This window comes from Marinimicrobium hydrolyticum (genome assembly GCF_030848505.1).
Lineage (GTDB): Bacteria > Pseudomonadota > Gammaproteobacteria > Pseudomonadales > Cellvibrionaceae > JAVDDU01.
Window position 1 is genome coordinate 22,803 of record NZ_JAVDDU010000012.1, and the last position, 18,561, is coordinate 41,363.

17 protein-coding genes are annotated in these 18,561 nt (G+C 57.1%); 11 read left to right on the forward strand and 6 right to left on the reverse strand.

The window, feature by feature from the left end:
* Positions 1–6: 6 nt before the first annotated feature.
* On the reverse strand, positions 7–729 hold the full coding sequence (locus RBH33_RS16075; RefSeq protein WP_306733236.1) for a hypothetical protein: 723 nt from the start codon (positions 727–729) through the stop codon (positions 7–9).
* 214 nt (positions 730–943) lie between these two features.
* Here RBH33_RS16075 and RBH33_RS16080 point away from each other — a divergent pair, with 214 nt between their 5' ends.
* The 9 genes from RBH33_RS16080 to purH all read left to right on the forward strand — a co-directional run bounded on the left by RBH33_RS16080 (position 944) and on the right by purH (position 10,661).
* Positions 944–2,725, forward strand: coding sequence for a protein-disulfide reductase DsbD family protein (locus tag RBH33_RS16080; protein WP_306733237.1), 1,782 nt, complete (start codon positions 944–946; stop codon positions 2,723–2,725).
* Between the two features lie 251 nt (positions 2,726–2,976).
* Positions 2,977–3,432: a type II 3-dehydroquinate dehydratase gene (gene aroQ, locus RBH33_RS16085; RefSeq protein ID WP_306733238.1), complete on the forward strand. Its 456-nt coding sequence runs from the start codon at positions 2,977–2,979 to the stop codon at positions 3,430–3,432.
* Between the two features lie 25 nt (positions 3,433–3,457).
* On the forward strand, positions 3,458–3,928 hold the full coding sequence (gene accB / locus RBH33_RS16090; protein ID WP_306733239.1) for an acetyl-CoA carboxylase biotin carboxyl carrier protein: 471 nt from the start codon (positions 3,458–3,460) through the stop codon (positions 3,926–3,928).
* Between the two features lie 16 nt (positions 3,929–3,944).
* Entirely contained in the window at positions 3,945–5,288 is a 1,344-nt protein-coding gene (accC, locus tag RBH33_RS16095) for an acetyl-CoA carboxylase biotin carboxylase subunit (RefSeq protein WP_306733240.1), read from the forward strand.
* Between the two features lie 66 nt (positions 5,289–5,354).
* Positions 5,355–6,233, forward strand: a complete 879-nt coding sequence (prmA, locus tag RBH33_RS16100) for a 50S ribosomal protein L11 methyltransferase (RefSeq protein ID WP_306733241.1) — start codon at positions 5,355–5,357, stop codon at positions 6,231–6,233.
* A gap of 32 nt (positions 6,234–6,265) precedes the next feature.
* Positions 6,266–7,534, forward strand: coding sequence for a DUF3426 domain-containing protein (locus RBH33_RS16105; protein ID WP_306733242.1), 1,269 nt, complete (start codon positions 6,266–6,268; stop codon positions 7,532–7,534).
* Between the two features lie 158 nt (positions 7,535–7,692).
* Entirely contained in the window at positions 7,693–8,682 is a 990-nt protein-coding gene (gene dusB, locus RBH33_RS16110; RefSeq protein ID WP_306733243.1) for a tRNA dihydrouridine synthase DusB, read from the forward strand.
* Entirely contained in the window at positions 8,679–8,981 is a 303-nt protein-coding gene (fis, locus tag RBH33_RS16115; RefSeq protein ID WP_306733244.1) for a DNA-binding transcriptional regulator Fis, read from the forward strand. The genes dusB and fis overlap by 4 nt, the downstream gene beginning before the upstream one ends.
* Positions 8,982–9,080: 99 nt before the next feature.
* The gene (gene purH, locus RBH33_RS16120) at positions 9,081–10,661 is read left to right on the forward strand and encodes a bifunctional phosphoribosylaminoimidazolecarboxamide formyltransferase/IMP cyclohydrolase (RefSeq protein ID WP_306733245.1); all 1,581 of its coding nucleotides are present in this window, start codon (positions 9,081–9,083) and stop codon (positions 10,659–10,661) included.
* Here purH and RBH33_RS16125 read toward each other — a convergent pair whose 3' ends face one another.
* Positions 10,662–10,937, reverse strand: coding sequence for a hypothetical protein (locus RBH33_RS16125; RefSeq protein ID WP_306733246.1), 276 nt, complete (start codon positions 10,935–10,937; stop codon positions 10,662–10,664).
* A gap of 455 nt (positions 10,938–11,392) precedes the next feature.
* Here RBH33_RS16125 and purD point away from each other — a divergent pair, with 455 nt between their 5' ends.
* Complete coding sequence (gene purD / locus RBH33_RS16130; protein WP_306733247.1) at positions 11,393–12,691, forward strand: phosphoribosylamine--glycine ligase; 1,299 nt, start codon at positions 11,393–11,395, stop codon at positions 12,689–12,691.
* A 77-nt stretch (positions 12,692–12,768) separates the two neighbouring features.
* Here the strand turns inward: purD and RBH33_RS16135 are convergent, their stop codons facing one another.
* The 3 genes from RBH33_RS16135 to RBH33_RS16145 form a co-directional block, all read right to left on the reverse strand.
* Positions 12,769–13,341, reverse strand: a complete 573-nt coding sequence (locus RBH33_RS16135) for a thioredoxin family protein (protein ID WP_306733248.1) — start codon at positions 13,339–13,341, stop codon at positions 12,769–12,771.
* A gap of 122 nt (positions 13,342–13,463) precedes the next feature.
* Positions 13,464–14,963, reverse strand: a complete 1,500-nt coding sequence (locus RBH33_RS16140; protein WP_306733249.1) for a GTPase — start codon at positions 14,961–14,963, stop codon at positions 13,464–13,466.
* A complete protein-coding gene (locus RBH33_RS16145) occupies positions 14,960–16,156 on the reverse strand; it encodes a YcjF family protein (RefSeq protein ID WP_306733250.1) in 1,197 nt (398 codons plus the stop codon). Before RBH33_RS16145 ends, RBH33_RS16140 begins: the two co-directional genes overlap by 4 nt.
* A gap of 211 nt (positions 16,157–16,367) precedes the next feature.
* On the opposite strand from RBH33_RS16145, the gene uxaC reads away from it, so the two are divergent.
* Positions 16,368–17,783 carry a glucuronate isomerase gene (gene uxaC, locus RBH33_RS16150; protein WP_306733315.1) on the forward strand — a complete coding sequence of 472 codons (1,416 nt, stop codon included), beginning with the start codon at positions 16,368–16,370 and terminating at the stop codon, positions 17,781–17,783.
* Positions 17,784–17,821: 38 nt separating this feature from the next.
* Here uxaC and phoU read toward each other — a convergent pair whose 3' ends face one another.
* Positions 17,822–18,550, reverse strand: coding sequence for a phosphate signaling complex protein PhoU (gene phoU / locus RBH33_RS16155; protein ID WP_306733251.1), 729 nt, complete (start codon positions 18,548–18,550; stop codon positions 17,822–17,824).
* Between the last annotated feature and the right edge of the window lie 11 nt (positions 18,551–18,561).

Genomic DNA, 18,561 nt, shown 5'->3' on the forward strand with positions numbered 1-18,561 from the left:
AAATTGTCACAAAGGGGGCAGAAGTGTCACCCGCGGTGGGGTGCCAATCTGAATATCACCCCGGACCAGAAAGCCCGGTACGGCTTCTTGCATTTGCTGGTAAATCCAGCGCCCTTCATCGTCGGTGCGGCTGATAATCAGTACAAACTCGCCTGTTTCCCGTACGCGTTCTGCCAGCTCACCCAGTTGTTCTGCAAGACGCGAATCGCGCCGGCTTAACGGGCCAGGCTCCAGGGGGAAGGTGTCTTCGCCCGCCAGTTCTGCATCTCTTTGCTGCTGACGCTCCTGCTCTTCCAACACTTCTTCTATCAGCGCCTGCACCAGGGGGTTGCCTGGGTCGACAATGTTGGCTCGATTCAGTAATTCCCGGCTTTGGGCAAAGGCGCCGCGCCGAGCAGCGGAGCGAGCCATATCCAGGTAGCGCAAGACTATGGCGTGCAAACCGGATTGAGCCCGAGTATTACCGGGGTCCAGGTAGAGCGCTGCGCGATAGCGGTCGTGAGCATTGTCGCCCGAGGGCTCCAATAATCGGTCCTGAGAAAGCGCTCGGTCCGCTTCATCCAGCCACTGCTCCACCACCTCACTTAAAGAATAGGGCGGCTCTTCAGGCGGATGCTCCTCCGGCGGCACTACTTCTGGCTCGGGCTCCGGCGCAAACAATTGGCAGCCGCTCAAAAGCGCGAAGCCAAGCATCCACCCCAGGCACAGCGCGGGAAACCGCTTGTCCATCACTCGTTCATCTCCTTCCGGGTACTACTAAAAGGGTATCGTGGCATACGCCAACAGTTTCGGGGCAGCAGAAGCAGCCCCGAGGACAGGAATCCGTTACAATAAGAACCATGCCAGCCTTTGACAGTCGAACCCGGGTATCTTACCCGCTGCCGCAACCGAAGGCACCCCTGCCATCGATCATCGGTGGCCCATTGAAATAATGATGGAAGCTATGCGCATTCACTTTTTCTTGTCCCACCTCCGTCAACGTCTCAGCCTATTACTGATTGCCCTGTTTTTGGCGCCCTCAGCCATGGCACTTGGAGGTGCGCAGCAAAGCAGTGGCACCAGCCTGCTGGGCGGTACCGGCGAGTTTTTGCCCGTTACTGAGGCGTTTCAGCTTGACGCCCGGATCTACGAAGGCCAACTGATACTGCATTGGGACATAGCGCCGGAATATTACTTGTATAAGGAACGCTTCAAGCTGGCCGCTCAGGACCGAGAGGCCGCCATTGAGGTGCGTTTTAGCGACGGCCACATAGAAAGGTACGACGAATTCTTTGACCGCGACATGGACGTTTATTACCAAGGTGCGACTCTGACTTTGCCCGTTGACGGCGAGCCGTTTACTTTGCGCGTGGAATCCCAGGGTTGTGCCGACGCCGGACTCTGCTATCCGCCCCACGCAGACTATCTGTACATTGAGCCCGAGCTGAACAGTGTCTCCATGATTAACCCCGAGGAGGCGCAAGTTGCGGCTGTGCCCCCCAGTTCTGGCCGCGGACCGGACGCCACCTCGCCCCCCTGGTTGCCACACGTACTTATTCTCGCCCTGCTGGGCGGCATCATCTTGAACTTAATGCCCTGCGTTTTTCCGGTCCTGTCCATTAAGGTAATGAGCTTGGCCAAAGCGGATCGGGAGCGCCTGCCGCTGCACGGCTGGGCTTACACCGCTGGCATCGTTCTGTGTTTTCTGATTTTTGCCGGGGTCCTGTTGTTGGCCCGGGCCGGGGGCCAGGCCATCGGCTGGGGCTTCCAGCTGCAATCGCCGCTATTGATAGCCGCCCTGGCTTACCTGTTTTTTGTACTTGGCCTCAGCCTGTCAGGGACGCTTCAGATCGGCACCCGCTGGATGGGCGCCGGGCAAAACCTGACTCAAAAGTCCGGACTCAGCGGCTCTTTCTTTACCGGTGTCCTGGCGGCAGTGGTGGCGAGCCCCTGTACAGCGCCCTTTATGGGAGCGGCTTTAGGCTTCGCTCTGACGCAACCGACTGTCGTCAGTCTGAGCGTTTTCGCGGCCCTGGGCCTGGGTATGGCTTTGCCCCTGCTGCTTCTGTGCTATAGCCCCGCCTTGGTCCGCTACCTACCCCAGCCCGGCCCTTGGATGGACACCCTCAAGCAATTCCTTGCCTTCCCTCTCTACCTGACGGCTATCTGGTTATTGTGGGTGCTCGGTCGCCAAGCGGGCACCGACGCGATCATCGCTGTCGTTACTGGTGCTCTGGCAATTATTTTCGCCACTTGGCTACTCAATCGCCCCCCGGCGGGCCGTTTGCGTAAAGGCGTGCGGCACTCATTGGCCCTGGCAGCCTTGGCGGGAGCCGTGATCGTTCCCTGGCAATTGATTAACCAGGAGCCTGAAGCGGTACGCTGGCAAGCCTACTCTCCTGAACGACTGGCACAATTACGCGCTGAGGGCCGGCCGGTTTTTATCAATCTGACCGCCGACTGGTGCCTGACGTGTTTGGCCAACGAGCGTATGACACTCAATACTCGAGCGGTCGAAGAGGCTTTTGACGAGCATCAGGTGGCCACCCTCAAAGGCGACTGGACCAATCAAGATCCGCAAATCAGCGCCCTGTTGGACGAATACGGACGCAGCGGTGTGCCTCTTTACTTGTGGTTTCCTGCTGGTGAACCGGGCCCCGGGCAAGTTTTGCCCCAGATTCTGCGCCGAGAAACCCTTCTGAATGTGATCAAGTCCGAAAATACAGACAAAAACCGCTCTATTTAAGGACGTTACCGCAACTTTAGTGGATGTTCCGGCAACTCCTGCTATCTTGTATTCAACATGCCCGCAATGGTGTTTAACTGAAGTGAAACGCCTTTGCGGAGGGCAAACTAGCGTAAAAACTGGTCGAACTTCCTCAAACTTGCCGGCATTGGATGGCAATCGGCAATATTTTTGCCAGAGCGTTGGACACCGCCCGGGTTTTGCGGCAAACTCGCCCTCATTACCCATCTCCGGTTACTGCAGGGTTGATCATGGCAACAATTCTGGTTTTACACGGCCCCAACCTGAATCTGCTCGGCCAACGCGAGCCAGGCATTTATGGCGCCGAAACCCTGGAAACCATCAACCAGCAGTTGACCGATGAGTGTTTGAAAGCGGGCCACCACCTGCTCTCCCTGCAAAGCAATGCCGAGTACGAGTTGGTGGAGCGCATCCACGACGCTCGGCGCGAAGAAGTTGACTTCATTCTTTTTAACCCAGCCGCCTTTACCCATACCAGCGTCGCCCTGCGCGATGCGCTCCTGGCGGTGGAAATTCCCTTTATCGAAGTTCACCTGTCCAACGTTCACGCCCGCGAAGAGTTTCGCCGGCACTCCTATTTTTCCGATATCGCCAGAGGCGTTATTTGCGGCTTCGGAGCCAACAGTTACCAGTTGGCCCTGCAAGCAGCACTGACGCAGCTGGGTAAAGAAAAACATTCAATCTGATCATTACCCTGCTAGAGAGGACCCAATGGATATTCGCAAAATTAAAAAATTGATCGAGCTGCTGGAAGAATCTGACATCGGCGAGCTGGAAATCAAAGAGGGCGAAGAGTCTGTTCGAATCAGCCGCAACAATCACAACGTCCAGTACGTAAGCTCCGCCCCTAATTATGCGCACGCGCCAGCTCCCGCGCCTGCAGCAGCCCCCGCTGAAGCCGCGCCGGCAGCCGCCGCAAAAGAAGAAGCTCCAGCCGCTGGCCCCAGCGGTCACGTGGTCAGCTCTCCCATGGTGGGCACCTTTTACCGCTCTCCCAGCCCCGGCTCCCCGGCGTTTGTGGAAGTAGGTCAACACGTTAAAAAGGGTGACGCTATCTGCATCATCGAAGCCATGAAAATGATGAACCAAATCGAAGCCGACAAAGCCGGTGTGGTTGAAGCCATTCTTGTGGAAGACGGCGAACCCGTAGAGTTCGACCAACCCCTGGTAACCATCGTTTAACCCCGAGGAGTTGGTTATGTTTGAGAAAGTACTGATCGCCAACCGCGGCGAAATTGCTCTGCGCATCCTGCGCGCCTGTAAGGAAATGGGCATCAAGACCGTGGCGGTACACTCCAAAGTGGACCGGGATCTGAAGCATGTGCGCCTGGCCGATGAGTCCGTGTGCATTGGCCCTAACCCGTCCAATCAGAGTTACCTGAACATTCCGGCCATTATCAGTGCCATGGAAGTCACTGACGCCGTGGCCGTACACCCCGGTTACGGTTTTCTGGCGGAAAACGCCGACTTCGCCGAACAAGTACAGAAAAGTGGATTTGTATTCATTGGCCCCGACGCGGACGTTATCCGCCTGATGGGCGACAAGGTATCCGCAATCGCGGCCATGAAACGCGCCGGCGTACCAACCGTGCCCGGTTCCGATGGCCCCCTGCCCGCTCAGGACCGGGAAAAATGCCTGGAGATCGGCCGTCGCGTAGGCTATCCGGTGATTATTAAAGCGGCCGCCGGTGGTGGTGGTCGCGGTATGCGCGTGGTACACACTGAAGCGTCCCTGATGAACTCCATTCTGACCACTCAGGGCGAAGCAAAAGCGGCCTTCGGTGACGATACCGTGTACATGGAGAAATTCCTCCAGAACCCACGCCACGTGGAAATTCAGGTTATGTCCGACGGTCAGGGCAACGCCATCCACCTGGGGGATCGGGACTGCTCCCTGCAGCGTCGCCACCAAAAAGTCATTGAAGAGGCACCCGCGCCCGGCATTCCCGACGACGTACGTCAGTCTACCGCGCAGGCTTGTATCAACGCCTGTATCAAAATTGGCTACCGCGGCGCCGGCACGTTTGAGTTTTTGTACGAAGACGGTAACTTCTACTTTATCGAGATGAACACCCGTATTCAGGTGGAGCATCCGGTATCGGAAATGGTCACCGGCGTGGATTTGATCCGTGAGCAGATTCGCGTCTGTGCCGGGCAAAAGCTGTCCTACAAACAGGAGGACATCGTGATTCGTGGCCACTCCTTCGAGTGCCGGATCAACGCCGAAGACCCAAAAACCTTTATGCCCTGCCCTGGCACCATCAAAAACTTCCACCCGCCAGGCGGTTTCGGCGTACGGGTAGACTCACACCTGTACAGTGGTTACACCGTACCGCCCAACTACGACTCCATGGTGGGCAAAATCATCACCTATGGAGAAACTCGGGAAGAAGCACTCAATCGCATGCGCCATGCGCTGGATGAGACAGTGATCGACGGCATCCGCACCAATATTGCTCTGCACCAGTCCCTGGTACGCGATACCGAGTTCATTAAAGGCGGGGTTAACATTCATTATCTGGAGAAGAAACTGTCCAGCTAACCCCCTTCGACGGATGAGAGGTTCGCCTCTCATCCGCTCTCGCCCTCCCCATCACAGATTGAACCCATGCCCTGGCTACAACTCAAACTGACCACCACACGCCACCAGGCCGAACCCCTGGAAGACGCCTTGCTTGCCGTTGGCGCGGTGTCCGTCACCCTGGAAGACAACGCGGACCAACCCATTTTGGAGCCCGCCCTGGGGGAGACGCCGCTGTGGGATCAGGTGCGCATTACCGGTTTGTTTGACGCCGATATAGACACAGCAGCCGTCACCGCCCTATTAAGAGAACAGTTGCCCAGTGTTTTGCCGGAGTACCGCTGGGAACAACTGGAAGATAAGGACTGGGAACGGGAGTGGATGAAAAATTACCATCCCATCCAGTGCGGTGAACGGCTGTGGATCTGCCCAAGTTGGCAAGAGCCTCCCGAACCTGAGAAGGTGAACCTAATGCTTGACCCAGGGCTGGCGTTTGGTACCGGTACCCACCCAACCACATTTTTGTGCCTGGAATGGCTGGACCGACAAGAGCTGGAGGCCGCCCGCTTGGTGGACTACGGCTGCGGCTCGGGCATTTTGGGTATAGCGGCGCTGCTGCTGGGCGCCAGCCATGTAGTCGGCGTTGATATCGACCCCCAAGCGCTGCTGGCCACACGGGAAAACGCCCGTCGCAACGGCCTGCCGGAAACCGCCATGCCGGTCTACCTGCCAGCCCAGTGCCCCCCCACCGGAGTGGATATTACTCTGGCCAACATTCTGGCGGGGCCACTTGCGGAACTCGCCCCGCTTTTGAGCGCCTTAACCAACGCTGGCGGAAAGATTTGCCTTTCGGGTATTCTTGCCAATCAAGCCGAGGCGGTCATGGCCGCCTATCGACCCTGGTTCGATTTTGAGCCAATAGCACAGAAAGAAGAGTGGGTAAGAATCACCGGCATTAAACGATAATTGAGCCTCCCACACAGGAAATGCATTCCGCTATGACGAAGATGGTCACTCGCTGCCCCCAATGTGGCACATCATTCCGGATTACCGCCGCACAGCTGCAAACCGCTCGCGGGGCCGTTCGCTGCGGCGCCTGCCTGCATATTTTTCGCGGCCAGGAGCACCTGGTGGGGGACACCAAGCCAGCCACCCAAGCCTCTTCAGCCCTGGTACGCAAACCGGCTCCAAAAACCACCACTACCACCAAACCTGCAGAGCGAGACGCCTCGCCAGCCAAGACGACCGCGCCTGCGGCAAGCAGCCATCAAACACTGAACTTTGACCAGTCTCTGATCGACGCCGAGTCCGGCGCACTGGATGACGATGACTTCCTGATCAGCGACGATATGGATAAAGCGGAGGACGAAGAAGACGATTTGCTGGACGTTTCCACTCCGCGCACCAGCTCCTTATTTGAGCGCGAAATCAGAATACCGGACGAAGAGCCGCAAGACTCCACCGACGAGTCCTGGGCCATGAGCCTATTGGCCGAAGAAGACGAGAAGGATGAGGTGGCCGTTACGCCCGCCGCCGGTAAAAAAACCACCGAGGACACCTTCGAGCAGGATCTGGAAAGCGCTTACACGCCCACAGAGGACCAGGGCACCACAGCACCACCCAAACAACCCGCGCCCGAGTCCCGGATACACTTCCAATTGGAAGAGCCCAGCCGGGACACGGAACAGCATTATTCCGGCGAGCGAATGCAGGCGTATGACAGCGGGCGCTCTGCCCTGCTGATGGGAATCGACCCCGAACCGGTGGAGATGGCGTGGACCCCGAGCAGCAACAAGCGCCGCAAGTTACTGTGGGCGGGCCTGGCGCTGCTGGGCGGGTTGGTACTCGTTGCGCAGATCGCCTGGTTGCAGTTCGAGCGGCTTAGTCGACTGGAACCCTACCGGGGCTTTTACGCCGTGGTTTGCCCCTTTTTGGGTTGCGAACTGCCGGTTCTGCGGGACCCCAGCCAGATCCGGGCGGCAAACCTAGTGGTACGCAGCCACCCAGACGTCGACGGCGCTTTGAGTGTGGATGCCATACTGCTCAACAACGCGCCTTTCGAGCAGCCATTTCCCGACCTGGTTCTGGAGTTCAGCAACTTAGAGGGCGAAATAGTGGCCGAGCGGCGCTTTACCCCGGAGGAATACCTCTCCGGAGAGCTCTCAGGCCGAACGCTGATCCCCCGCAACCAACCCGTGCACCTGACGCTAGAACTCGTGGATCCGGGCTTGGAGGCAGTAAACTACCGCGCCTACATCCCCGAGTAAGTGCAGAGCCGGCGCGGACACTGGTTAAAAAAACACCGTCGGCTAGATTCCCAATCGAGTGCCAACCGAGTATCATAGCCACCCTTTTCGAAAACCACATTTTCAGGCTGTTTGGTGGTCGGGGAATACTCGACCCTCGATAAAGGTAATAAGAGACCGTGTTTCAAATAGGCTCCTACCCCATAGACAGCCAGGTGATTCTCGCGCCTATGGCCGGTATCACCGACCGACCGTTCCGGCAGTTGTGTCGTCGCCTAGGGGCGGGTCTCGTGGTGTCAGAAATGGTTACATCGGACACCAGCTTATGGCATAGCTGCAAGAGTCGGCTGCGTTTGGACCACACCGGCGAAGCCGAACCGATCACGGTTCAAATTGCCGGCGGCGATCCAGACCAGCTCGCTGAAGCAGCACGCCTGAACGCCGAAAATGGCGCCCAAATTATTGATATCAATATGGGCTGCCCGGTTAAAAAAGTCTGTAATAAAGCGGCGGGGTCCGCCCTGCTGCGGGACGAAAAGCTGGTAGCCGAGATTTTGGCCACCGTGGTGGCCGCGGTCCAGGTGCCTGTAACGTTGAAAATACGCACCGGCTGGGAGCCCGAGCAACGCAATGCCGTACGGGTAGCTCGCATGGCCCAGGATCTGGGCATAGCGGCTCTGGCCGTGCACGGTCGAACTCGTGCCTGCCGCTTCAAGGGTCAGGCTGAGTACGACACCATTGCTGCCGTAGTGGAGGCTGTGAATATACCGGTATTCGCCAATGGCGATATCGACTCCCCAGCCAAAGCCAAGCAAGTACTGGAGCAGACCGGCGCACAGGCGGTCATGATTGGCCGAGCCGCGCAGGGTCGGCCTTGGATCTTCCGGGAGATTGATCACTACCTGCGTCTGGGTACACATCTTGCGAGTCCCTCTTTGGAGGAAATCGCGGGGATACTCAGTCATCATTTGCGTGAACTGTACGACTTTTACGGCGAGGTTATGGGGCCTCGAATTGCCCGCAAGCATCTGGGTTGGTATTTACAAACCGTCCCCGCGAGCGAGTCTTTCCGCCGTCAACTCAATCGTATAGAGAGCGCACAAGAGCAACACAACAGCGTTTCGAGGTTTTTCGAACAGCTGCAAGAAACAGAGGATAAAGTGGCATGAACACAGCGCAAACCTTGATACCCGAGGAGGCCCCAGCAACGGATGGCAATTCCCGGACCTTGTCCCAGTCGTCCCAGTCGCTGCGCGGCTGTGTGGAGCAGGCCATGGAGAACTACTTCCAGAACCTGGATGGCCAACCGGTCAGCGATGTTTACGATATGGTAATGGCGGAAGTAGAAGCCCCACTGCTGGAAATCGTTTTGAAGTACACCCGCCACAACCAGACCAAAGCGGCCCAGGTCCTCGGCCTGAACCGCGGCACCTTGCGTAAAAAACTCAAGCAATACGGCTTGCTGTAACAGCCGGAATGGCTTCGTAGAAAGGGGTGATGCGTCACCCCTTTTGCATTTCAGTCCAGCGCTTTTTTCTTAACCAACCACGGGAAGATACCACCAGCCATGTCCAGTACTCTTCGTCTCGCTCCTGTCCATCGCGCCCTGATCAGCGTGTCCGACAAAACCGGTATTGTTGAATTCGCCCAAGCTCTGCATCAGCGCGGCGTGGAAATACTTTCCACGGGCGGCACCTTCCGGCTGTTGACCGAAAACGGTATCCCCGCCGTGGAAGTCTCTGAGTACACGGGCTTCCCCGAGATGATGGAAGGACGGGTCAAAACCCTGCACCCCAAAGTACACGGCGGCATCCTGGGCCGACGCGGCCAAGATGAAACCATTATGGGTGAGCACGGTATCGATACCATCGATATGGTGGTGGTGAACCTCTACCCCTTCGAACAGACAGTGGCCAAACCCGGCTGCACTCTGGAAGATGCAGTTGAAAATATCGATATCGGTGGGCCCACCATGGTGCGGGCAGCCGCCAAGAATCATGTATTCGTCAACATTGTGGTGGACGCCAACGACTACCCGCGCATCCTCGCCGAAATGGACGAGAATGATGGCCACACGCATTATCAAACCCGCTTCGATTTGGCCATCAAAGCTTACGAACACACTTCCGCTTACGACGGCGCCATCGCCAACTATTTCGGTCGTATGGTCGAAGGCGGCAGCGAAGATTTCCCCCGCACCTTTAACACCCAGTTCCAAAAAACCCAGGAAATGCGCTACGGCGAAAACCCGCATCAAAAAGCGGCCTTCTACACCGAAGCCAATCCCCAAGAAGCCAGTATCGCCACGGCTAAACAATTACAGGGCAAAGAGCTTTCCTACAACAACGTGGCCGATACCGATGCCGCGCTGGAGTGCGTGAAGTGTTTTAGCGAGCCCGCCTGTGTGATCGTCAAGCACGCCAACCCCTGCGGTGTGGCGGTAGGCGCAGATTTGAAAACGGCCTATGAGTTGGCTTTTGCCACAGACCCCGAGTCGGCTTTCGGCGGCATCATCGCCTTTAACCGCGAGCTGGACGGCGCCACAGCCAAAGCGATCGTCGATCAGCAATTTGTAGAAGTGATCATTGCCCCCAGCGTGAGTGCGGATGCCGTGCAAGTGGTCAGCGCCAAAAAGAATGTACGCCTGTTGGCCTGCGGCGAATGGACGGCGGACCGCGCCCCCGGTTTGGATTACAAGCGCGTCAATGGCGGCTTGCTGGTTCAGGACAGAGATAACGGTATGGTGACCGAGGATGACTTAAAAGTGGTTACCAAACGAGCACCCACAGAGCAAGAAATTCGCGATCTGTTGTTCGCCTGGAAGGTGGCAAAATTCGTAAAATCCAATGCCATTGTGTACGCGAAAAACAATCAGACCATCGGTGTCGGCGCCGGGCAGATGAGCCGGGTCAACTCCGCGCGCATTGCCGGAATTAAAGCCGAACACGCGGGCCTGGAGGTAAAAGGTTCGGTAATGGCTTCGGATGCGTTTTTCCCGTTCCGCGATGGTTTGGACAATGCGGGCAAGGCCGGCATTGCCGCAGTGATTCAGCCGGGCGGTTCCATGCGCGACGAAGAGGTGATTGCCGCGGCGGATGAGCACAACATCGCGATGGTCTTTACCGGCATGCGGCATTTTAGGCATTAATTAATACACGGTTGAGACTTCGGCAGTTTCGGCCTGAATCTCGGATTGCACAGTGGCAATGAGCTTGGACAGTGGAGAGCTTTGGTGCCAACTGAGGGAGCTGGCCAATGGGGGGAACACTTCTGGAAACGCGGTGAATACATCCCTGTAGCTCCCCCACTTCATCCCTGAAGTGAGGGTTCCAGAAGTGTTCCCCCCATCGTCCAGCGGTGCCACTTGCTGTGTTAGGCGGTACCCAAACGGGCGGTTTAACTCCTCGCCCTCGAATTCCTCCATGGAGTGTTCTCTCGTCGAAGCGCCGGCTGCAAGGCCCCTAATGTGAGATTTTCATCCCTCGAGCTTCGTGCTTTTTGGGGTAGCGAGAGTTGCTGAGGACGACAGGGAAAAGAGCACTGTAGCTTAGGGCTACGTGGGACGTGCAGGGTGAGTGTTCAGCAAGCCTCAAAAGAGGGGTGAGGCAAGCGTGGTATGCAAAGCTTTGCTTTGCGCGCAGCCGAACGACCCCAATCTGTGATTGGGGGCAGGGCCGCTCGCGGTTTTGAGGCAGTCCCCACGGATGGGTTCACGACGTTTGCTGAACACTCACCCTGCACGGCCCGATGACTTGCTTACGAAGCACTCGCGGGAAGAATCATTTGAGCAGGAGTCCCCCAGCTCGTGATCCCGCAAAAGGGGATCTACCTTTTGCCAGAGAATAACCAAATTTCTAAGTAACTTAGGTAACTCAAACAATGAACATACTGATAATCGGTGGCGGCGGGCGCGAACATGCGCTGGCCTGGAAAGCGGCTCAAAGCGCACAGGTGGAAACAGTTTTTGTAGCGCCCGGTAATGCCGGTACGGCGCTGGAGCCAAAACTTGAAAACGTCGACATCGACAGCATGGACTTTGCTGCTCTGGCGGAGTTTGCCAAAAACAACAACGTCGGCCTGACCATCGTCGGACCGGAAGCACCGCTGGTAGAAGGTGTAGTGGATTACTTCCAGGAACGCCAACTGCCCTGCTTCGGCCCCACCAAAGGCGCCGCGCAACTGGAAGGCTCCAAAGCCTTTACCAAAGATTTTCTCGCCCGCCACAACATTCCCAGTGCGGACTACCAGAATTTTACCGAAGTGGAACCTGCCCTCGCCTACCTGCGTGAAAAAGGCGCGCCCATTGTCGTTAAGGCCGATGGCCTTGCGGCAGGTAAAGGTGTGATCGTAGCGGAAACTCTGCAACAAGCCGAAGACGCCGTGCGCGACATGCTCTCCGGCAACGCCTTCGGCGATGCCGGTTGCCGCGTCGTCATTGAAGAATTCCTCACCGGCGAAGAAGCCAGCTTTATTGTCATGGTGGATGGCAAAAACGTATTGCCCATGGCCACCAGTCAGGATCACAAGCGCGCCGGCAACGGCGACACCGGCCCCAACACCGGCGGTATGGGTGCTTACTCACCTGCGCCCGTGGTTACCGCGGAAGTGCATCAGCGCATCATGAATGAAGTGATTCTCCCCACCGTGGAAGGCATGGCAGCGGAAGGCAATACCTATACCGGCTTTTTGTACGCCGGCCTGATGATCGACGCCAGCGGCACGCCCAAGGTGATTGAATACAACTGTCGTTTTGGCGACCCAGAGACGCAACCCATTATGCTGCGCCTGCAGTCCGATTTGGTGGGTCTGTGCCAAGCCGCGCTGGATGGCAAGCTTGATACCGCCAGCGCCGATTGGGATGAGCGTGCGGCAGTGGGTGTTGTACTTGCGGCAGGTGGTTACCCCGGCAGCTACAACAAGGGCGATGTGATTAGTGGCTTGCCTACGGAAGAAACGCCGGGAGAGCGCGTGTTCCATGCCGGTACGAAAATGTCGGATGGCAAAGTAGTTACCAATGGCGGACGTGTGCTGTGCGCTACCGCTGTGGGCACAACCGTGAGCGAAGCTCAACAGCGCGCTTATGAGTTGGTGAAGAAAATCGACTGGAAAGGTGTTAACTACCGCACCGATATCGCCTACCGCGCCATCGCCCGCGAACAATCCGGCAAGCACGAGTAGCCAGTAGGACTGAGGGTGTATCCATCACCCTCAGTCTATTCGCCGCCGCCTTTCCTTTGCCTCCTACCGCGGCAGGATTACGCAGGCGCGCCCTGCTTTTTCCATTTAATATTACAACCCAAGCTCGGCTTTTGTTTCTCGGGTGGCGGTTGCTCGCCCCGGCTCATTTGTTCCGCCGCGGTAATCAAATCCAAGCCACTCACAGGAATGCCGTTACCGGGCCGGCTGTCATCCATCTGGCCGCGATAGGCCAACTTCAAATCCTTATCAAAGAGAAAGAAATCCGGAGTGCATGCCGCGTCGAACGCTTTCGCCACCTCCTGGGTTTCATCGTACAGATAGGGAAATGCCAATTGATGCTTCTGCGCAAACAGCGCCATTTTGTCGGGCGAGTCATCCGGGTAGGCTTCCACATCGTTGGAGCTAATGGCAATGCATTGAATGCCCATCAGGTTCAGCTCTTGGCACAACTCTTCCAAAAACGGCGCTACGTGCAAGACGAAAGGACAGTGATTACAGATAAACATGACCAGCACCCCCTGTTCGCCCGCATACTGATGCAACCGGTGCGGCTCACCCGAGGCATCGGGCAAGGTCACGTCGGGCATAGGCGTGCCGAGAGGAAGCATGTTGGATGGAGTGCGGGCCATAGAGTTTTCTCCTTAACAACCTTTTCGGATCGAGTTCCCAGTGTAACACTCGGGTGATTTTACTTCCTGATAGGACTTGAGGATTGCCAACTGGTTCTGTGCAAGCGCCCGATTCTGGCACCTCAATCAGTTTTGCGGCGCCCACTGATGAGTCGGCCGGTATTGACCAATTGCCGCCAGACCAATCCCCAGTTCTCCGCCCGCTGGCGGGCGGGTAGCAGGCGCAGGAACCGCGCGCGCCGCGCTTCGTCCTCGCAGCCTATAATGGCCGCCCAAAGCCCATCGTCCACATTGTAATGGCGGCCTTCCGCCAAGCACACCGGCACCAGCTCCCGGGTGGCCAGTCCAAAGTCGCTGGCTATCACCTCCATGGCGGACTTAATGGTGCGCGCTTTAGGGCTGTTGGGCTGATTGAGGTCATAGGGTGGAGCCCACTCCCGGACTGGCGACAATTGGTCGATGTGGCTGACCGCCACAATCAGAGGCGCCGGGCGACGCCGGGCGGCACCCGCAGTGAGCCAATCGCTGATCCGCTCTAGATACATGCGTTCCACACCGCGGTCGGGTCGCGGTGCGGCGGTTACCCACAGAATCAAATCGGCACTGGTTACCGCTTCTTTCAGAACGCTGTCGGGCAGATATTCACTATCGATCCCTGGGGTATCGAATACCAAGGCGCGGGTCTGGCCCTCCCGTTCCAGGCGATAGGCATTAAGCGCGCGGGTACTGTCCGCCAGGGGGTCGGCAATGGCGGTCATTTCGCCGAACAAGCCGTTGATCAAACTGGATTTCCCGGAGTTGCTGCGTCCGAGCACGAGGATGCGCAGGCGTTCTGACGCCTCATCGTTTTCAGTACCTTGGGGACTTGGCTCAGGCTCGCTGAGCAACAAGTGGCCGCTGTAAAGCTCAACGCCGTAGTAACCAATTTTGCGCACGTATTCCTGCAACAACCAGCGCCGCAAACGCTCCGAGCCGTAGCCAACAATGCGGTTTCCCACACCTCGGCTCAGCTCGCGAAAAATACTGCCGAAGGGATCTACCAGGGCCCGCCCGGCTCGATAAACCCCTTCCACTCGAGTCGCGTGTTTGGACCAACCACGCATGCGTGCCAAGCTGCCGAGGGTAAGCTGGTGACTGAAAGGCACCTGTTCGCTAATGGTCAGGCGCAAATCCCGACTGGCGCGCTCAGTGATCAAAAGCGCGTGAGGAACCGTTAGCTCCAGTAGAGGCCGCTCCCGTCCCGGATGGTAATGGCGCGCCACTTCGTCCAAGGCCAGGCGCCCCAACTCCAAAAGCCGACTCGCGTCGTCCAGTGCCCAGTCATCTGGGTCTATTCGCTGAGCCAGGGCTTCCACGCGCTCCCAGGCCCCGGCGCTGCCGGCGGGCCAATCCGGGCTGGCGTTAGTTGCCCCCGCCAGAGATTTTAATGTCCGGCGCGTATCCAGCCAATGCAGAAAATAACCCAGCAAGCCAAACCCCAGCAGTGCCGCCAACCAGAATAAGGTCCACTGGTTTTGCCACAGCCACGCCAGGCCCAACACCGGCAGCACCAACAAGGGCGAGACCGTCAGTATTAGGGCGGCAATACGCAAATAACCAAATCGGCTGAGCAGTAAATTCATTGCGATTCCTTCTCGGACGGTTTTGCCATAGGCAAGGCGCCGGCGGAGGACAACTCCCGTTTATAGACGGAGCGCAACGAGGCCCGATCCAACGTAAGCCCCTGCCCCTTCCTCGCCAAGTACTCGCACGCGGTTTTACCCAAAGCATAGGTTATTGCGGCACTGCCCGAGGCGCTCCACACTGCCCCGACGCTCTGCCCCCATACCGGAATCAGCTTTACCAGCCCACGGCCCGCCCAGTGGATGCCGTACCCAGCCAGCACGCCCACGCCCAACAGTCCAAAAAATTCCGAACTGTTGCGCCGTGTCCACTCCAGCCGGTAGAGACGGGCCAAACGGTGCAGCAACTTTAGTTGCAGTGCCGGCACCAATGCCATGTCCGCCAGAGGTATGGCCCCTAAGCCGGCGGCCGTGGCTGAGTAGCCGAGAATATAAGGGTGTGCGGCGCGCGCGTACTGATCCCGAATGTGCGGGTCGGCGCGCAAACAAGCTTCCAGAGCCCAACCGGATGCGGTATCGATGGCTTCCCACAGTTCATCCAGGCCGTAAAACTGGGGCTCAAAACCGTCTTCCGCGAGGGTGAAATCCACCGGCACCCAGAGCACCCGGCCTCGGCCACGCAATTCTCCCAGGCGTTGTCGCTGCTGAGTGAGCGGGCCCATAAGCGCCCGGGGCAGTATCTGTTCGGCCTCCGTACCAAAGGGATATGGCTGAGGATGTTCGGAACCCGCCGCATACAACTCGTGCAGTCCCGTCTGAACCACCACCAAGGGCCAATCGGGATGACGCCGACGCACTTCTCGCAGAACGTCGAACACGGCGTCCTGGTTGGGATCGGCGGCCTTAATGACGGCCATCACCAAATGCGCCTGGGATTCACAGTATTGAATATCCTCCGAGGGGTCGTAACTCAACTCCCCCAAACCGCGCGTATCGAGAAAGCGCACTAAGGGCGCCTCTGGAGGAAAATCGTAGAACTGCGACCGGCGTGTACAGGGCGCAAACCCATTGCCAATCTCAGCTTTGCTGCTACCCGTTAAAGCGTTAATGGTGGCGGTTTTTCCAGCTTGGGTTTTACCCAATAACCACAACACCGGTGGCGGCTGGCGACGCTGCGCTTCAGCCACGGCTTCAGCCAGTGCCGCATCATCCACCGGTGACTCGAACCACTTTTTGCGCACTTTGCGCCACATGCGGATCTCCGTAATAATCATTGCTCATTAGAGTGTAGCGCCCTCCAGCATGGCGGGCCGTGAAAGTAATGTAAAGCGGGTGGCGCGGCGCTACAGTTCTCTTCATCCGGGCCAGCGGTTTCTATTTTTGGGGCCAAAAGGTAACATTGACCATATCTTAACAGACGCAGCAGCAGTGCCCGGCGCACGACCAAAGGCATCGAGGACCATGATGAATTTTATCCACGACGATTTTATGCTCGACACAGAACAGGCCAAGGCGCTGTACCACGATTACGCCAAGGACCTGCCCATCATCGACTATCACTGCCATCTGCCGCCCGAGCAAGTGGGCGATAATACGCAGTTTGAAAATCTCTACCAGGTCTGGTTGGCGGGCGATCACTACAAGTGGCGTGCCATGCGTACCAATGGAGTATCCGAACACTATTGTACCGGCGGTGCCAGTGACTGGGAAAAATTTAAGAAGTGGGCGGAAACCGTTCCCTACACTTTACGCAATCCTCTTTACCATTGGACTCACCTGGAACTGCGCAAGCCTTTCGGAATTACCGACCGCTTGTTGAACGGCGACAACGCCAAACGCACGTGGGACGAGTGTAACGAAATGCTGGCCTCGCCGGAATTCAGCGCGCGCGGTCTGATTGAGCAGGCCAAGGTAAAAGTAGTGTGCACCACCGATGATCCGATTCACGACCTGGCCCATCACCGCAAGGTCGCATCAGACAGCAGCTTTAAATCCTCCATGCTGCCCACTTGGCGTCCAGACAGAGCTATGGCGGCGGAAGACCCAAAGAGCTACAACGAGTATCTGGATCGCCTGGCGGCCGTGAGCGATATACAGATCAGCAGCTTCGACGATTTGCGCTCGGCTCTGCAAAAACGTCACGACTACTTCCACGAGCAAGGCTGTCGGTTGTCCGATCACGGGCTGGAAACCGTGGTTGCGGCGGAATTTACCGATCAGGAAGTGAAGGACATTTTTTCCAAAGTACGCTCGGGAAAATCACTCGGCTCCGAGGAGCTCGAAAAATTTCAGTCCGCTATGTTAATAGAATTCGCCGTGCAGGATCACGCCAAGGGCTGGGTTCAGCAATACCACATAGGCCCCATTCGCAACAACAACCCGCGCCTGTTTAGAGAAGCCGGCCCAGACACGGGCTTCGATTCTATCGGCGATCAGAACTACGCCAAACCGCTGGCGAAATTTTTAGGCCGACTGGACGACCAGAATCAACTGGCCAAAACCATTCTCTACAACATCAACCCGCGCGACAATGAAATGATCGGCACCATGATCGGCAACTTCCAGGATGGCTCGGTACCGGGCAAAGTGCAGTTCGGCAGTGGTTGGTGGTTCAACGATCAGATGGACGGCATGACACGTCAAATCGATGCCTTAAGCCAATTGGGTTTGTTGAGCCGCTTCGTGGGCATGCTCACCGACAGCCGCAGCTTTTTGAGCTACTCGCGCCATGAGTATTTTCGGCGTTTGCTGTGCCGATTATTGGGCCGGGATATGGTCAACGGTTTTGTACCCGATGATTTACAAATGGTGGGCAAACTGGTGAGCGATGTCAGTTACTACAACGCTCGTGATTACTTTCCCTTTAAGGTGCCAGAATAATTGTTAAAGGCCGCCACACTGAGGTGGCGGCCTAACAATTATTGGTCAGACTGATCAGCGTCGATTTGCTCTTGAATCTCGTCATAGCTGTCGTGGCGCACGTCCTCACCTCGCACCAGATAAACCACGTACTGAGCTAAGTTACGAGCGTGGTCGCCAATGCGCTCGAGCGCCCGCAAGGACCAGAGTATATTCAGGGCGCGGGAAATTCGCCTCGGGTCTTCCATCATATAGGTAATCATTTCCCGCACGGCGCTGTTGTATTCCAGATCCACGATTTTGTCGGTTTCCACCACCTTTAAGGCTAGATTCACATCCAGGCGGGCAAAAGCGTCCAACGCATCACGCAACATTTCGGAAACCTTGTCACCGATGTGACGCACCTCCACAAAACCGCGTGGCACTTCACCTTCGGTATTCAACGCTATGGCTTGCCGAGCAATTTTGCTGGCTTCATCGCCGACCCGCTCTAAATCGGTAATCGCCTTGGTGACCGCCACAACCAATCGTAAATCGCTAGCGGCGGGCTGGCGGCGGGCTAAAATACGAACGCACTCTTCATCGATGGAAACTTCCATGCGGTTCACTTTATCGTCGCCATCCACAACCCGTTGAGCGCGCTCCACATCGGCCTCGATCAACGCCTGAATGGCATCGTTGACTTGACGCTGTGCCATGCCTCCCATCTCTGCCAGATGGGTTCTGATTTCATCCAGCTCGACGTTGTACTGCTGGGAAATGTGGTGTTTATGACTGGTAATGTCCATTGCGATTCCCC

Excerpts from the sequence above, each read along its gene's own strand:
- RBH33_RS16075 (WP_306733236.1), bottom strand. The coding sequence starts at position 729 with ATGGACAAGCGGTTTCCCGCGCTGTGCCTGGGGTGGATGCTTGGCTTC.
- RBH33_RS16080 (WP_306733237.1), top strand. The coding sequence starts at position 944 with ATGCGCATTCACTTTTTCTTGTCCCACCTCCGTCAACGTCTCAGCCTA.
- aroQ (WP_306733238.1), top strand. The coding sequence starts at position 2,977 with ATGGCAACAATTCTGGTTTTACACGGCCCCAACCTGAATCTGCTCGGC.
- accB (WP_306733239.1), top strand. The coding sequence starts at position 3,458 with ATGGATATTCGCAAAATTAAAAAATTGATCGAGCTGCTGGAAGAATCT.
- accC (WP_306733240.1), top strand. The coding sequence starts at position 3,945 with ATGTTTGAGAAAGTACTGATCGCCAACCGCGGCGAAATTGCTCTGCGC.
- prmA (WP_306733241.1), top strand. The coding sequence starts at position 5,355 with ATGCCCTGGCTACAACTCAAACTGACCACCACACGCCACCAGGCCGAA.
- RBH33_RS16105 (WP_306733242.1), top strand. The coding sequence starts at position 6,266 with ATGACGAAGATGGTCACTCGCTGCCCCCAATGTGGCACATCATTCCGG.
- fis (WP_306733244.1), top strand. The coding sequence starts at position 8,679 with ATGAACACAGCGCAAACCTTGATACCCGAGGAGGCCCCAGCAACGGAT.
- purH (WP_306733245.1), top strand. The coding sequence starts at position 9,081 with ATGTCCAGTACTCTTCGTCTCGCTCCTGTCCATCGCGCCCTGATCAGC.
- RBH33_RS16125 (WP_306733246.1), bottom strand. The coding sequence starts at position 10,937 with ATGGAGGAATTCGAGGGCGAGGAGTTAAACCGCCCGTTTGGGTACCGC.
- purD (WP_306733247.1), top strand. The coding sequence starts at position 11,393 with ATGAACATACTGATAATCGGTGGCGGCGGGCGCGAACATGCGCTGGCC.
- RBH33_RS16135 (WP_306733248.1), bottom strand. The coding sequence starts at position 13,341 with ATGGCCCGCACTCCATCCAACATGCTTCCTCTCGGCACGCCTATGCCC.
- RBH33_RS16140 (WP_306733249.1), bottom strand. The coding sequence starts at position 14,963 with ATGAATTTACTGCTCAGCCGATTTGGTTATTTGCGTATTGCCGCCCTA.
- RBH33_RS16145 (WP_306733250.1), bottom strand. The coding sequence starts at position 16,156 with ATGTGGCGCAAAGTGCGCAAAAAGTGGTTCGAGTCACCGGTGGATGAT.
- uxaC (WP_306733315.1), top strand. The coding sequence starts at position 16,368 with ATGAATTTTATCCACGACGATTTTATGCTCGACACAGAACAGGCCAAG.
- phoU (WP_306733251.1), bottom strand. The coding sequence starts at position 18,550 with ATGGACATTACCAGTCATAAACACCACATTTCCCAGCAGTACAACGTC.